At 33.1% G+C, this 13,993-nt stretch carries 21 protein-coding genes and 1 rRNA gene; 4 read left to right on the top strand and 18 right to left on the bottom strand.

The features are described from left to right. Window positions 1-743 precede the first annotated feature (743 nt). Window positions 744-986 carry a DNA alkylation repair protein gene (locus GHD00_RS17850; RefSeq protein ID WP_163539569.1) on the top strand — a complete coding sequence of 81 codons (243 nt, stop codon included), beginning with the start codon at window positions 744-746 and terminating at the stop codon, window positions 984-986. Between the two features lie 24 nt (window positions 987-1,010). After that, window positions 1,011-1,163 carry a small acid-soluble spore protein P gene (locus GHD00_RS17845; RefSeq protein ID WP_100360704.1) on the top strand — a complete coding sequence of 51 codons (153 nt, stop codon included), beginning with the start codon at window positions 1,011-1,013 and terminating at the stop codon, window positions 1,161-1,163. Window positions 1,164-1,519: 356 nt separating this feature from the next. Here GHD00_RS17845 and GHD00_RS17840 read toward each other — a convergent pair whose 3' ends face one another. From GHD00_RS17840 to GHD00_RS17795, 10 genes are all read right to left on the bottom strand, one after another. Continuing rightward, window positions 1,520-2,302, bottom strand: coding sequence for a hypothetical protein (locus GHD00_RS17840; protein WP_163539568.1), 783 nt, complete (start codon window positions 2,300-2,302; stop codon window positions 1,520-1,522). A gap of 98 nt (window positions 2,303-2,400) precedes the next feature. Beyond that, window positions 2,401-2,742 (bottom strand): hypothetical protein, encoded by a 342-nt coding sequence (locus GHD00_RS17835; RefSeq protein ID WP_163539567.1) that lies wholly within the window; start codon window positions 2,740-2,742, stop codon window positions 2,401-2,403. Between the two features lie 150 nt (window positions 2,743-2,892). Continuing rightward, a complete protein-coding gene (locus tag GHD00_RS17830; protein WP_163539566.1) occupies window positions 2,893-3,036 on the bottom strand; it encodes a hypothetical protein in 144 nt (47 codons plus the stop codon). 64 nt (window positions 3,037-3,100) lie between these two features. Beyond that, complete coding sequence (locus GHD00_RS17825) at window positions 3,101-3,697, bottom strand: hypothetical protein (protein WP_163539565.1); 597 nt, start codon at window positions 3,695-3,697, stop codon at window positions 3,101-3,103. Beyond that, window positions 3,694-4,164, bottom strand: coding sequence for a hypothetical protein (locus GHD00_RS17820; protein ID WP_163539564.1), 471 nt, complete (start codon window positions 4,162-4,164; stop codon window positions 3,694-3,696). Before GHD00_RS17820 ends, GHD00_RS17825 begins: the two co-directional genes overlap by 4 nt. A gap of 149 nt (window positions 4,165-4,313) precedes the next feature. Next, window positions 4,314-4,550 carry a hypothetical protein gene (locus tag GHD00_RS17815; protein ID WP_163539563.1) on the bottom strand — a complete coding sequence of 79 codons (237 nt, stop codon included), beginning with the start codon at window positions 4,548-4,550 and terminating at the stop codon, window positions 4,314-4,316. A gap of 267 nt (window positions 4,551-4,817) precedes the next feature. Further along, complete coding sequence (locus GHD00_RS17810; protein WP_163539562.1) at window positions 4,818-5,012, bottom strand: hypothetical protein; 195 nt, start codon at window positions 5,010-5,012, stop codon at window positions 4,818-4,820. 378 nt (window positions 5,013-5,390) lie between these two features. Continuing rightward, on the bottom strand, window positions 5,391-5,945 hold the full coding sequence (locus tag GHD00_RS17805; protein WP_163539561.1) for a hypothetical protein: 555 nt from the start codon (window positions 5,943-5,945) through the stop codon (window positions 5,391-5,393). A 204-nt stretch (window positions 5,946-6,149) separates the two neighbouring features. Beyond that, window positions 6,150-6,500 carry a hypothetical protein gene (locus tag GHD00_RS17800; RefSeq protein WP_205600787.1) on the bottom strand — a complete coding sequence of 117 codons (351 nt, stop codon included), beginning with the start codon at window positions 6,498-6,500 and terminating at the stop codon, window positions 6,150-6,152. A 168-nt stretch (window positions 6,501-6,668) separates the two neighbouring features. Further along, on the bottom strand, window positions 6,669-7,079 hold the full coding sequence (locus GHD00_RS17795) for an Lrp/AsnC family transcriptional regulator (protein WP_163539559.1): 411 nt from the start codon (window positions 7,077-7,079) through the stop codon (window positions 6,669-6,671). 130 nt (window positions 7,080-7,209) lie between these two features. Here GHD00_RS17795 and GHD00_RS17790 point away from each other — a divergent pair, with 130 nt between their 5' ends. Together GHD00_RS17790 and GHD00_RS17785 are read left to right on the top strand one after the other, a co-directional pair. Further along, window positions 7,210-7,989 (top strand): MBL fold metallo-hydrolase, encoded by a 780-nt coding sequence (locus tag GHD00_RS17790; protein ID WP_163539558.1) that lies wholly within the window; start codon window positions 7,210-7,212, stop codon window positions 7,987-7,989. A gap of 18 nt (window positions 7,990-8,007) precedes the next feature. Beyond that, window positions 8,008-8,421 carry an ester cyclase gene (locus tag GHD00_RS17785; RefSeq protein WP_240468745.1) on the top strand — a complete coding sequence of 138 codons (414 nt, stop codon included), beginning with the start codon at window positions 8,008-8,010 and terminating at the stop codon, window positions 8,419-8,421. A gap of 348 nt (window positions 8,422-8,769) precedes the next feature. Here GHD00_RS17785 and GHD00_RS17780 read toward each other — a convergent pair whose 3' ends face one another. From GHD00_RS17780 to rrf, 8 genes are all read right to left on the bottom strand, one after another. Continuing rightward, window positions 8,770-8,973: a type II toxin-antitoxin system RelE/ParE family toxin gene (locus GHD00_RS17780; protein WP_163539556.1), complete on the bottom strand. Its 204-nt coding sequence runs from the start codon at window positions 8,971-8,973 to the stop codon at window positions 8,770-8,772. 78 nt (window positions 8,974-9,051) lie between these two features. Continuing rightward, entirely contained in the window at window positions 9,052-9,234 is a 183-nt protein-coding gene (locus tag GHD00_RS17775) for a hypothetical protein (RefSeq protein ID WP_163539555.1), read from the bottom strand. Between the two features lie 579 nt (window positions 9,235-9,813). After that, a complete protein-coding gene (locus GHD00_RS17770; protein WP_163539554.1) occupies window positions 9,814-10,278 on the bottom strand; it encodes a VanZ family protein in 465 nt (154 codons plus the stop codon). 201 nt (window positions 10,279-10,479) lie between these two features. Next, window positions 10,480-10,917, bottom strand: coding sequence for a hypothetical protein (locus GHD00_RS17765; RefSeq protein WP_163539553.1), 438 nt, complete (start codon window positions 10,915-10,917; stop codon window positions 10,480-10,482). A gap of 179 nt (window positions 10,918-11,096) precedes the next feature. Continuing rightward, complete coding sequence (locus GHD00_RS17760; RefSeq protein WP_163539552.1) at window positions 11,097-11,405, bottom strand: hypothetical protein; 309 nt, start codon at window positions 11,403-11,405, stop codon at window positions 11,097-11,099. A gap of 370 nt (window positions 11,406-11,775) precedes the next feature. After that, window positions 11,776-12,255, bottom strand: a complete 480-nt coding sequence (locus GHD00_RS17755; protein WP_163539551.1) for a hypothetical protein — start codon at window positions 12,253-12,255, stop codon at window positions 11,776-11,778. A 10-nt stretch (window positions 12,256-12,265) separates the two neighbouring features. Continuing rightward, entirely contained in the window at window positions 12,266-13,273 is a 1,008-nt protein-coding gene (locus GHD00_RS17750; RefSeq protein ID WP_163539550.1) for a DUF3231 family protein, read from the bottom strand. 422 nt (window positions 13,274-13,695) lie between these two features. Next, window positions 13,696-13,811 (bottom strand): 5S ribosomal RNA (gene rrf, locus GHD00_RS17745). Between the last annotated feature and the right edge of the window lie 182 nt (window positions 13,812-13,993).

Here is a 13,993-nt window from a genome sequence, read left to right as displayed (position 1 = left end):
TCTAAGCCATCTATACTGCAACTTGTTATAATGTTCATTTAATTTTAAAACAAGAGAACTTCTAAAAACGCTCACTCAAGCTTTCAAAATTTCTAAGACAGAACTTTGAATATTTGGGTGGGCGTTTTTTACGTTTATTTAAAATATCAAAAAAGGAGTGAGTACTAGATGTCCATTTATTATCATGGAACAGTGTTGATCATATCACCAGGTTAAGTACCAAAATAAAAAAGTACTTTGTCAAAACAGTACTTAAACCACCATTAAGTACCAAAATTAATAACGACATGACCAAAAATGACACTTATAACGGTGATAACTGCCAAAATCAAGACTAGATCTCATAAACTTGGTACTTAACAGCTGAATAAATACCAAATCAATAAGAAATACAATGAAAATAACACTTATCGTCCACGATTGATGATCTACTTGTTAAATATTCGCACCCTTTACTTTAAGTGTAATAATTCACACAATAGAATATGAAAACGGGGAATTCAGGTGAGAAATATGCGTATGAATCTGAGAAAAACAAGTTAAAAAGACTGAGTATTACTATAAAGTAGACAAAACCACAGCACTAAACTAAAATGGTGGCTTGTTAATCTTTATACCTTTTATCAAAAAGGTTAAAGCCTCCGTATAATTTAGCAGAAATCAGAAAAAATAAAAGGTAAGTATGGTTCAAACTTTGTAGCAATACTCATACAAATAACAAAGTAACCATGGAGGTGTTTTTCTTGAATCAGCCTTACCGGTGCCCTAAATGTAAAACAAACCGTTCACGATTTAATGTAATTGAACAAGTTGCCAAACCAGTAAAATTAAACACAGCTACTGGGGAAGTGATCAATAATTACGAGCAGGAACCGTTAGAAGCTTTTCATGTCGCCTACAACGGCCCTAGCAGGAGAATACAATGCGGTGTATGTGGCTTAATTGAAGACGAAAACACCTTTATTAAGTATGCTCAAAGACCATAAATAAATCATGGAGGATGAATAAATATGACCAAAAATCGTAAAGGACCGAAACAGCAGGAACAACCTGATTTACCCAAAAGCGTACAACAGCCCTATGGTGAACCATTAGCAGGATCACATAAAGTAAAAAATAAAAACCATTCCCGACAAAAACATGGTGCATCACATGACATGTGAGAACCTATTAAAAGCAAACCACTAAACTCCTCGGCTATAAAGGAATTTTAGATGATTTTCCTTTATGATTCTACTATGATTAAATTTAATGCAAACTTAAATTGTTGTCAGATTTTACTGCGGGCCGCTACTTTTAAACCAACTGCAGCTTTCATTTTCAGTGCTAGTTATGAAAAATGGTTGCTACATTTTATTCATATATATAATGTAGCGACCATGGCATTCTTATTCAACAATGCACCCATTCTACCATTGTACAGTAATATTATATCTCATCAATCATAGAACCCATTATTGAGGTAGTTTTAGGAAGTGGTTTTGTAAGGTCCTAACGTTTCAGTTATTGTGATTCAAGTTTAATCTTTCAAAAATCCCAATACATCTTTACCTACTTCTTCATAATGAATCGCCTTAACTTCCCCGGTTTCGGCATTCATGTTGATGACAATTCGGTTAGCACCATCTTGATAAATAGCATGGAAAGCAACTGTCCACATCCCCTCGCTTAAAATGGCATCCTCTGATTCAATCGGCATGTCTTGTTTTTCATGCTCGTCAAACCATCGCTTCACTTCTTTATTCGTTTTGGCCATCTTTTTTGCTTGATCTACAGTCATTATTTCAGTTTCTTTATTATTCGTAAGTTTAATAGGTAATGAAGACAAGAATCTCTCCTTCTCATGCATTTCGAACGAAAAGAACACTTTATACTCGCCGTTTAGTGCAGGTACAGTACGTTTATTCGTTAAACTGACCTCACGTTTAAAGGTTATTTTTTTATCAAATGTTTCATTCGGTTTCATTTCCCTTAAATCATCAGGATCGAATACATCAGTGCATCCCCCTCCCTTGCGATTACGTGGGACGAGGTTCGCATGAGCATCTTCCTTTTGAACAGATATCCTAAAAGGAATGCCGCAACGACCATTATAAATAATTGTCTCACTACTTGTATTCGTAATCGATGCGTCTACATTAATGTCTTTGCCTACTTTTATCGTGGCTTGTAGTGCAAGCCCGTTCTGTTCAACATCATGGGTGAGCGTCTCTTGATCAGGTGCTACTAGCTGATTCGCCTCGCAGGCACTAAAGATTAACATTAGAAAAAATAACAGGATTAACACTAATAATTTTTTCATCTGTCATTCCCCTTTGGTTCGTAAAATTCACAATACCTTGGAAGACATATTGAGAAATCAATGAAACAATTGCTGCTTTAGAAAAAGAAGAACACAATTTATTTGCTGGTAATTCCTTTCCCAACAACTATTTTTTTATCCAAATTAACAAAAACTACAAGTTTCCCAGAAGAATCAGTCTCGGTATTATTAAATGTAACAGAGTAAACATGATCTTTGTCATAGTCATTATCAATTAATGATTCTATATCATCGTTAACAGCTACCTTTTTTACGATTGAATCTTTAGGACTTACTGGAATTAAATCTTTTTCTTCATTCGTAAGGCTATTGAAAGCTACCATCTCAATCGGTAAATTATGTTTAGAATCAAATAAATTACAGCCAGTTAAAATTATTGATAAAAGAATTAGCAGTGAAATAAATACCAATTTGTTCAAAGTATACCACCCCTCCTCTGTATATGACGCTTATATTTGGAGATAAGTTTCTATCTTTTTGTATTAACCTGCCATTTAGCATAATTACATTTATTCAATAGAGAAGAGTACTTATCCTTCGTGTTTGAAGAAAGGGACTTAAATTCCCTGTTAATCTGGAGAATTAGAAAACTTTTTCAAGGGAGCAATATCATCTAAAATACGCTCACTTTTCTCATTTGTATGTGCTCGAACAGTTTCTATCAATACCCATTGTTCTGGGAAAGCTTGGCATACATCTTCCCACTTCATCATGAGTCACCTCCAGAAATATTTACTTATGTTGTATCATGATTAAGTAAAGTAATTTCTAATAGGCTCACCTTAGGTCTTCTTCATAAATAACTTCACCATCGCTATTCAACCCTCGTAAAGCTATACTGAGATAGTTATCTTCCGCTTCATTCCAATGGAATAAAAACATGCGATGATCTTTTAACTGATAAGCTAACGTAACAATATCTTCTGCAGGGACTTGTTCATCCCAACCATACCCTTCCGCAACATCTAGTTCCACCTTATTTATTTCTGGGTTAGTAACAATACCATAATACCGCTTCAACATGTAATCCTCATTAATAGTGGTACCACCCAAAGAATGTGTAATATCTTGGTCGTCTTTAATTTCCATTCCACCAACACCGCTACCTGGTCCCCAAAAAATGCCAGCATGTTTGTTAACTAAAGTAGCTGAAAACCAGTTCTTATATTTTGATAGGAAAATTTGAACATCATCTAAATCTACCTTTTCTAATACTTCTGATGGACCATAATGATAGGTTCGTTCAGATCTTTCAAATGCTGCTTCTGGTGAAAGTTCGTAATAACTAAAATAAGGGGAGTCTTTAATAACAATAAAGATTAATAGAAATGCAATGGTCCATTCTATTATCACTTTTATTTTTTCTCTATTCATTGCATTCCCCCCTGATCTAATGAAAACTCCGTTTGAAACATCCGATCAAACCATTCAAAATCTACTACTATTGTTTCTACACCTGCTTCCAAAGGTTCATAATTATTAATCGTGTACTGCCCCCATGTATGTCCTGAAGAAGAGCCACTTGTTATTCGATAAGTATTTCCTTGTTTATCCTTTAATTCAAGTGCAGATCCTGGAAATGACCATCCGTTTTCATTGGAGTGTACCTCAAAAATTAATGAGGTTTCATCTGGTGCTAATACAAGATATTTAAACAAAATCTCATCATTTTCAAAGTTTACCTTTCTATCTAAATCAATAAGTACTGCATCCTCGTTATTCACTTTACCTTTAATATTCTCTGGTAACTCATTAGTTAGCCCTGAAAAAAACGAAATAATATTCGGTATAAGTGCAATTACACAACCTATTATTATAAGACGCCTGATCCATATTCCCATTCAATCAACTCCAACTTCTGAAAATGTTCTTATTACTTTACCTAATTAAAAAATGAATACTTTGGGATAAGTTATTCATATTAGGCAGAACTCACATCTCAATCAAAAGGATTCTTAAACTCTACTGCCAATAGCCACATTTATTTCCGTTAAATAGTCCGTGTACGACGATATTTTACAGTCATTGCAATTCCTGCGATTATTTCAAGAATGGCTAATCCTAAAACATATAATCCAATTGAAGGAAGTGACAAAATACCTAAAACAATATGGAAAGCTGCTGCAATATATAAGCCTATCTGTTTTTTTAAATATATGCTAAAAATCGCATAAATTAATACAGCTACAATAAGTCCCACAGCAAACCAAGAAACCCAAGATATCATCAAATCTCCTCCTTATGTCGTATTTTAGTTTCATGTTAAAATCTGAACTCTTCCACTAACTCCACCCTTTAGCACAAGAAGAAGTACTTCACTTTTTATTGTCTCCTTAATAATAAAGACGCATCGTTTTGATAAATAGTTTCACACTTTTTGTTCAACAATCCCGCCATTTAGTGATAAAACACATATGTTTGATTATTGGTTACCAAAAAAACCGAAATATAAAAACAATAAACCTAAACATATGTTAACGATTTTAATAAACCATCACGGAAACATACTAAGTAATCCAAAAAGTGATAAACCGACAACCGATTTTTCCGCATCTTCATCATACTTTGCTTTACCCATCTTAATAGGTTTGTATGGTTCTTCGTGATGATCCTTTTTGTGCTTAATTCCCAATATTAATAATGAAATACCTATAATTATCACAATAATTCGTCCAACCTCAAATTCCACGATCCCACCCCTTCATTAATAAAAAAGTTCTTCATATATTTTTATGATTATCTAACGATTAACTTTCAATAATTCGGGATTAGTGGGATCGTTTGATCATATCACAAGGTTAAGTACCATAAAGAAAAAAGTAATTTGTCAAAATAGTACTTAAACCACCATTAAGTACCAAAATGAATAACCACACGACCAAAAATGACACTTATAACGGTGATAAGTGCCAAAATCAAGACTAGATCTCATAAACTTGGTACTTAACAGCTGAATAAATACCAAATCAATAAGACATACAATGAAAATGACACTTATCGTCCACGATTGACGATCTACTTGTTAAATATTCGCCACCTGTTTGTTTAAGAACAGCATTTTTTGTTACTACTGCATTTTATGTACTAAATCAATTAGCATTTCATTCGCTTTATTAGGATTATCGGTTTTCCCACTAAAATTAAGAGAATAAAAAACGCCATTTTGTTTCCATTCCACAGAAACGGAATGACCGTCATTAGAAAGTCTATCTGGTATAAAATAAACCTCTTTATTATTGTCTAAGGTAATTTTTTCGGAATCTTCGTTTAGGTCATTTATTTCAAAATCCCTTGCATAAATCGTTAATGTTTTGCTGTTCTTATCATTTGAAGATGCTAAAAGCTGAATAGAAATATCTTCACCATCTTCGGTATCTAACCAATCTATTATGGATATTGGTTTGAACGGCTCAAATGTTTTAGGTAAGTTTGGGACGTTTAAATTGAATGGTATTGCGTTAATCGCTACATCTAAAGATGGTGCTTTGTATTGCTTCCCTTCATGATCATTCGCATTCTGTATCACTTGATCAACTTCAAGGTTTTCCATATTTAATGTTTCATTATTTTCTTGACAAGCTACAAGTATTATAAATAAAAACAAAACTATAATTTTTTTCAATGTTCTCCCCCTCATTTTCTTTAGTTCGACTTTACCATAAAAATACCAAATTATTGTTGAAGATTAATGCCATTAACCACAAGCTACATTGATCTTAACATAAACTCCCATTTAACCTTTTAAATTCAAAAGAAAAAGATCGCCACAATTGACGACCATCTTGTTAAACTTTTGCACCCCAATAGTTGAAGACAAAAAGTTAATTTAACCTTCAACTAAAGCGTGATAATCAATTAACTCTCCGTCCACTTCAACTAAAATTACAAATGGTGCATCACCACTTTTATATTCTTCATTTGTTGAAAATACTTCTGTTCCTTTTGGTAGCTTACTCGCATAAAGATTTCTGAACCACAAAGTATTCGTCGTTTTTTTCTTAATTTCCCCTATTTTTTTACCTTTGGAATAACCATTTTCTGGTTTTCTATCAGGATTAGTGTTTCTTGAATAAATTAAACCATCTAACTTTATTATGTCGGCATCACTATTACCATCTAAGATTTCTTTTGCTGTTGGATTACCCGTAGAAGCAGAACTACAACCTGTTATTAACAAAACAATGACTAACATCACAAAGTATTTGAGGTACCTAATAATATTTCCCCCTTTTATTCAACAAACCTGCCAACAAATGATCAGCCATCGATGATCATAATGCTTGTTTCGTTTTCGCCACCCTTTAATCTAAGTATATTATTTCACAAACATCCTTTTTGGGTTGAATTATTTATTAATAACAATCGATAATTTATAACTTACATAATTACTTATGTCAGTCAAAAATTCATCCAACATTTCATTAGATGGAAATCTGCATTCAAGAAGATAGCAACTCTCTCCACTGATTTTATAATTGTTTATGATATATTGATTTTGTTTTTGTACGAACGACAAATAGGGTTGATGATTAGTGTTTTTAAGAAAAATGTGTATGATAGCGTGAACGGAATACCCCATTTTTTCTTGATTAACTTTAATGGTATAACCTTCAATAACTCCGCTATCTTCTAATTTTGCCACTCTTGCGGAGGTAGCTGGTCCAGTCAAGTGGACTTTCTCGCCTAATTCCTTCATTGTAATCCGACTGTTCTTGGATAGTTCGTCTAAAATATGAATATCCGTTTTATCTAACATTTCTTGAACTCCTTTCATAAATAAAGTCAAACGTCCAAAAGACTTTATTTAATCTATGTATTCGTCCATGAGTCATAGTTTAGAATATACATTGTTCGAAGACATTTTTAAAGAAAAGGAGTTTTAATAAATGAATATACAACTAATTCGAAATGCAACAATCGTCGTTGAATATGCAGGGAAAAAGTTCTTAATTGATCCAATGTTAGCCGAAAAAAGGACTTTGCCTGCCTTTGGACCTGCGGTAGGCTTACCTGAAGCACCAAGACAAGAACAGAACAATCCTTTGGTAAGCTTGCCAACATCCATTGACAATATTATTCAAGATATTGATGCGGTCATCGTCACTCATCTGCATCCTGACCACTGGGATAAGGAAGCTATAGAAGCATTGCCAAAAGATATGAAACTATTTTCCCAAAATGAAGAAGATGCAACAGATATACGCAACGCTGGTTTCCAAAATGTCGAGGTTTTACAAGAGAATACCGTTTTTGAAGATATTCAATTGACTAAAACAAAAGGTGAACACGGAAGAGGCGAAATCTTAAAAGCTGCTGGTCTCGTATGTGGGGTAGTTTTTAAACACGCCTCGGAGAAAACATTATATGTTGCTGGAGATACGGTTTGGTATGATGCAGTTCAGGAAGTAATTAACGCACATAAGCCTGAAATTATTGTCGTAAATGCTGGAGATAATCAATTTAATATAGGTGGTTCTCTAGTAATGGGTAAAGACGACGTATATGAAGTCAATAAAGCTGCCCCTAACGCAAAAATTATTGCTGTCCATATGGAAGCTGTGAATCATTGGACATTATCAAGAGAAGAATTAAAAAGCTTTGCTAACGAAAAAGGGATCTCCTCAAATATTTTAGTACCGGATGACGGAGAAGCATACAGATTTTAATTGTAAGGGGGATTCATGATGTCAGTTGAAGCTAACAAGGATTTAGTTCGCCGTTTTTATGAAACGATTGAACAAGAGAACTATGAGGCACTTAAAGATTTTTGCCATAAAGACTTTGTGTTTTATCCACAACTTTATACGCCTTTTCCCGGGGTAGAAGGTCTTGTAGAATCAGAAAAGAAAAACTTTGATGCATTTCCAAACTTTAAAATGCCAATCAAAGCGATATTGGCTGAAGGTGATCAAGTAGCTGTATATTTAATATTTGAAGGTACACATACAGGTATTCCTTTCCTTGGAGTTCCCGCTACGGGAAAAAACGTTAAATTCTCCCTGATGATGCTATTACGAATAGCTGACGGCAAAATTATTGAGAAAAGATCTCACGTTGATGTACATGACATTCTACGTCAACTTGGAGTTAATTCTTAATTTTTAACGAGACCACTTTGAAGACCCATTAAAGGGTCTTCTTTTTTATAGACCTATTTAGTTGTCAGTTTACATTACTTAAATACCACCTTAAACTAGACTCGCTAACTCAAGAACATTTATTCAAAAAATCATCTAAAATTGAAGAACTCTATTGCACAGTATCCGTCTACTACGCAATAAGCAAATGACGATTTTCTTATTCCACATTATGCTTCGATAGTAAAAAAGCGTTACTACTGCTGTTGCAGAAACGCATTCCTTTACTTTAAGTACACTGCTTCACAAACATCAGTATTTTTAATATAAAAAAATAACACCATAGCCACGAATTCAAAGCTATGATGTTTATTGGTTTATATCTTTAAAATTCCTAGCATTGTGGATGATTCGAACTACTTCTACTGCATCATTATTAATTCGATAAATTACCCTATAGTTAGATAAGACCTTTTCTCTAATCTTTTCATCTTTCAATTCCGGAACAATACGACCAGAGTGAGGGAAAACAGCAGTTGTTTCAATTGCATCCATAATTCTCCTGGCAAACATCCTTGCATATTCTTTCAGAGTCTTCAGCAATATAGGTACAGATGTTATCTAAATCTTTTACAGCAGACTCTGCCCATCTTAACTCAGCCATTTACCTAATTTCTCCTTAACTACTTCATGAGAAACAAATTTTCCAGCATCTAGCTCTTGAATCCCTTTATCTATTTTTTTTCTAACATAAAGCTCCCGCATAATATCATCAAGGGTTACATTTTCCGGTAAATCCTTAATTAGTTTAATTACTTCTTCTTTCGTGCTCATATGACCATACCTCCTTTTAAAGGTGTTATATCATTATTATAATACACATCATTCTTAGTAACATTAATATTAACACTCGTAATCGAATTTTTTTGCAACTCTTGCACCACTTAGCTTAAAAGCCATTATATATATTTTTTTATAGCATTTAAGCTTGTTCAACAATCGTATCCCTTTAGTATAAAACAAATATGCTTGATTATTTGTTACCAAAAAAACCGAAATATAAAAACAATAAACCGAAACATACTAAGTAATCCAAAAAGTGATAAACCGACAACCGATTTTTCCGCATCTTCATCATACTTTGCTTTACCCATCTTAATAGGTTTGTATGGTTCTTCGTGATGATCCTTTTTGTGCTTAATTCCCGATATTAATAATGAAATACCTATCCAACCTCAAATTCCACGATCCCACCCCTTCATTAATAAAAAAAGTTCTTCATATATTTTTATGGTTATCTAACGATTAACTTTAATAATTTGGGATTAGTGGGATCGTTTTTTGATATACTGCAACAACAATAAAATCGTTATCTGCTGTTATAGTAATCTTACCCGTTTGTTGAAATAAATATTATTTTATTATTTTCTGAACAAGTCTTGTTTTCCAAATTGCAAAACCAACTAAAGCACCAAGCATATTTAGAATGAAATCATCTATGTCAAACCTACCTCTTCTGGTAACTAATTGTATAAATTCAATAAAGAATAACGTTATAATCATTAAAATAGTAAATATGCTTACTTTATTTAATTTGTGTGTGAAAAACGGTAGATAAATACCCATTGGCAAAAATATAAATAAATTACCAACAAGGTTTTTTAAAGGTATATCCATATTCATACTACCATCAAATATTACCTGAAAATATGTACTGATTGTTTTTAATGGAACAAAATTTGAAGAAGTCCTTATATATTCTAACAATGATAAGTCTGTCCACATATCCCCCCTATCTTGCAAGAATAATAGTCTTACCAATACGAATAAGTAAAATAAAAAACTGATACCAAAAGCCACCTTTATTACCTTTTTCATTCTCGTGCCCCTTTTCTTTCTTAGCGTTTTCTTTAAATGTTAACTCTTAAAATCTTCTGTCTAGTTAGCACAATATCTTTTTGAATCCACTTTAACATAATATTCCAATTTTATTCTCATTTGTTATAAGAAAAAGACGATCAATCAATGATCGCCTTGTTTAACTCTTGCCACCCTTTAGCTTAACCAGGATTACTCGCTTTAATGGAATTGGGCTTTTAAAAAAATCTTCTCTCCTTCTTTGGTTACAAGATTAACACCATCCATAAATGGTTTGTGATTAACTATTTCATATTTATTTAAGCCTTTTGTATAAAAATTGACATAACCCTTGATAATAATATTACCAGTGCCGAATGTTAATTCTGTAATCTTATTTTCTATTTGATTTTGTTTAATCCAATCAGTTAAAACAATCTCAATAGATTCCTTTTTAACTTCTGTTTTCTCTTTATTACTTATTGTTATGTTATAACTAAATTTCTGCTTGTCGAACGTGTCTGTATTTTCTAAGGCACCAATGCCAAATTGCATATTGCTAATATCTAATCCATTGTTTTTAACATCTTTTGTTGTTGATTTTGAACATCCAATAATGGTAATCGATATTATTCCAATTAATATTAATAATTTTTTCATTTAATCCCGCCCTTTATTTTCCTTTCATCTTATTAAACTCTTCCTTCTCTAATTACAAGAATAGATTCGTTATTACTAAATATACAAATTACAATTGGTCTAATTACTCCTCTTTTCAATTAAAACCCTCCACTTAAATTCCACTAGCCCTTATTTTAGAAAAGCACCCTGGATACGCATTAAGGACCACCTTGTAAACTATACACCACATATTCTTCTTCGTTTTTCTTCAGGAAGAGGAGCGTAGGGACTGTTTCTTGTTCTTCTATCATTTTTTGTCCTTCTTCAGAGAGCATTACTTCCATATCATTTACTTTATCTCCGATTGGTTCTACTTTCGCATACTTTTTATTAAACTCCTCTGCAGTATAAGTAGAGGGTTCATCGTAAGACCTTCCACTATACTCTACCTTTTCTTGAACACCACAAGAAGATAACATCAAAAGTAAAATGATAACCGTAATAGTAAAACCTATTTTTATTTTCATCACAACCACCTTTGCGAAATTCCTACTGAACAAATGAAAACTCGTTATTAAACTATCCTGTCACTCTAACACAATAGGAGCTGTCGCATAAACAACTCCTTGTTACACTCTTGCCACCCGTTATCTTGTTTTTGTCGCATTAATTTTAACATAATATTCCAAAAATTATCAGCTAAAATGAAAAGACGACCAATGATGATCGCCTTATTTAACTCATGCACTCCTTTACTTTAAGCACATTCTTTCACAAAGTTAGTACAAAAGATGTTGTTTGAATACGCAGTATATTTGTACTGCGCAACAAAGAAGCCTTTTAAAATCATTCCTTCTTCAACTAAAGCTCTCTTAGTTGAAAAACAGAAGTAACCTTTTAGTGTCTTCTATAGTTAGTTGTTAGAACAATGTGATAAATGATAAATCCTATCGTTAGACCTGGCACTAAAGAAAGTATAGGTAGAATTACTGGCCCCAATACGACCCCCATTATTTTTAGTTTTGTTGAAAAAATCAACCCAATTGTTATAAAAAAAGCACCAAATACAAAGGGGATATACGAATATGGATTTATTTCTCCTTCTGCATCCCTATATGCATCCCACATGGCAAACATATACAAACAAGGATAGAACATAAGCCATTGAAAATTTGTAACATCAATGGCTTTTTGTATTTCTCCTGTAAATGAATATATAATCGCTAAGTTGAAGTTACTTAGTACATTTACAAGAAATTCTAAAAGAATGAATATACTCCCTTTAAATAACCTTCTATTTAAGAACTGACCAAAACCTGGTAATGCTATGCTCCATAGTAAAGCCTCATGTTTTTTAGGTTTCTTATAACAGCTCACTCAATATCACTCAATTCATCTTTTGTTTGCGGTCCTCCATTTGAGGTGGCTCTTCCATCCAACCATTTTTAATCATGATTTTCGCACCTTTATGAGCATATTCAAAAATATCTTTCATAAAAATCGTATTTTTTGCGGGCAAGTCATTTCGTAAACTAAAAGCAGATCCGAGTGAATTGCTTCCCATCGAAAAACTACAAAACAGACTTGTGCAATACATCATTAGTTTATCAGAAAATGGAGCTACTGTTGAACGAGTTGCATTTCCTCCTGGAGTTTGAGGAATTGAAAGGTTTGTTTGAATCATGACTTCACTCAATTCTTTTATAATACCTTTGGCAAGTTCTGCCCCTTCATTAAAAAAATTCTTAACCTCTCCATCATCTGCACATTGTGCAAAACCTAAAATCAATTGTAAACCTGTAAGATTTGATTCAATAGCTTTATGAACGTGTGAAACCTCTACCGTATTCAATGTTCTTTTTTGGCTAAATGGATTTAGAGCTATCCCACCTAGATAACTATTATTTTTAACAAACTCAACTGATTTTGGCATCGAAACGTAAGGTGTTCTAACAAGTAACCCCTTTTCAAGCAAATATTGAGAGCAAATTCTGAAATACTTTTGGGTGATAGCAGTAAGATCTTCAAATAAAATAGTTATATCTTCTCTAAACGTCATCGTTAAATTTAACGAATGTAACCCCATGCTAATTTCTTTTAAAAGGCGAACAAACATAATGTCAAAACCATTATCATATAGCTTTGGGACATCCTTATTTACATCTTGTGCTGTATATCCAACTGGTATAACAGCACCTTCCTCTTCATATATCTGAACTATTTTCCCAACATATATTTCAAGCTCTTCATGCAAATTAATCATAATATCCTTAGCTTTTTCGTCATCTGCTTTCTCTATAAAATATTCTAACACTCGTAAAATCATTGTTTTTTCTTGATATGTAAGCCATAACGTTCCTAATTCTGATGATGTAATTGATGCTTTTTCTGGCATAATTAACCCTCCCTAAAATGATTAATTATAGGTTGTGTAAGTTATGGCAGATTTATACTATTGTTACTCTTATTGAAAAATAATTCACCTCTTTTAGCTTAAGTACATTCTTTCACAAAGTCATCTAAAACAGAAATTGTTCTACTTAAAGGAAATGATGATCTTTTTATTCCACATTACTGCTTCGTTACTTTAAGTTCATTAATTCACAATCTTACATGCATTTTACCATACTTATATCGAAAATTAGCCAAATGAATATGGAAGCAAAAAAGCCTTACAGAGATTTCTCCGTAAGACTTCCGCATTTAGTACACCTTCCACTTCGACAAGAATTGAGTATCACGACAGGGACCTTAACTCAAAAAAAGCTGACTCAAATTCGCTAATTGCGATCATTTGAGTCAGCTTTAATTTGTATTGCCTGGCAACGTCCTACTCTTGCGGGGGCAAAGCCCCAACTACCATGGGCGCTGGAGAGCTTAACTGCTGTGTTCGGCATGGGAACAGGTGTGACCTCTCCGCTATCATTACCAGACTTACAGGATGTAAGTCGATCTGTGTTGTTCACAGGACGTGAACGGGATTAACAGATCTTCCTTTTTATTTAGGATATACCCTAAAAACTAGATAAGAAGAATAGACATCGAAAACGAACGGTTTAAAGCGTTCATCATGATAGTTAAGTCCTCGATCGATTAGTATTCGTCAGCTCCACAT

Origin of the sequence: Gracilibacillus sp. YIM 98692 (assembly GCF_010993965.1) — a bacterium.
In the GTDB taxonomy this organism is placed as follows: domain Bacteria; phylum Bacillota; class Bacilli; order Bacillales; family Amphibacillaceae; genus Gracilibacillus.
Note: the sequence above shows the minus strand (reverse complement) of the source record. Positions and strands in the feature narration are given on the sequence as shown.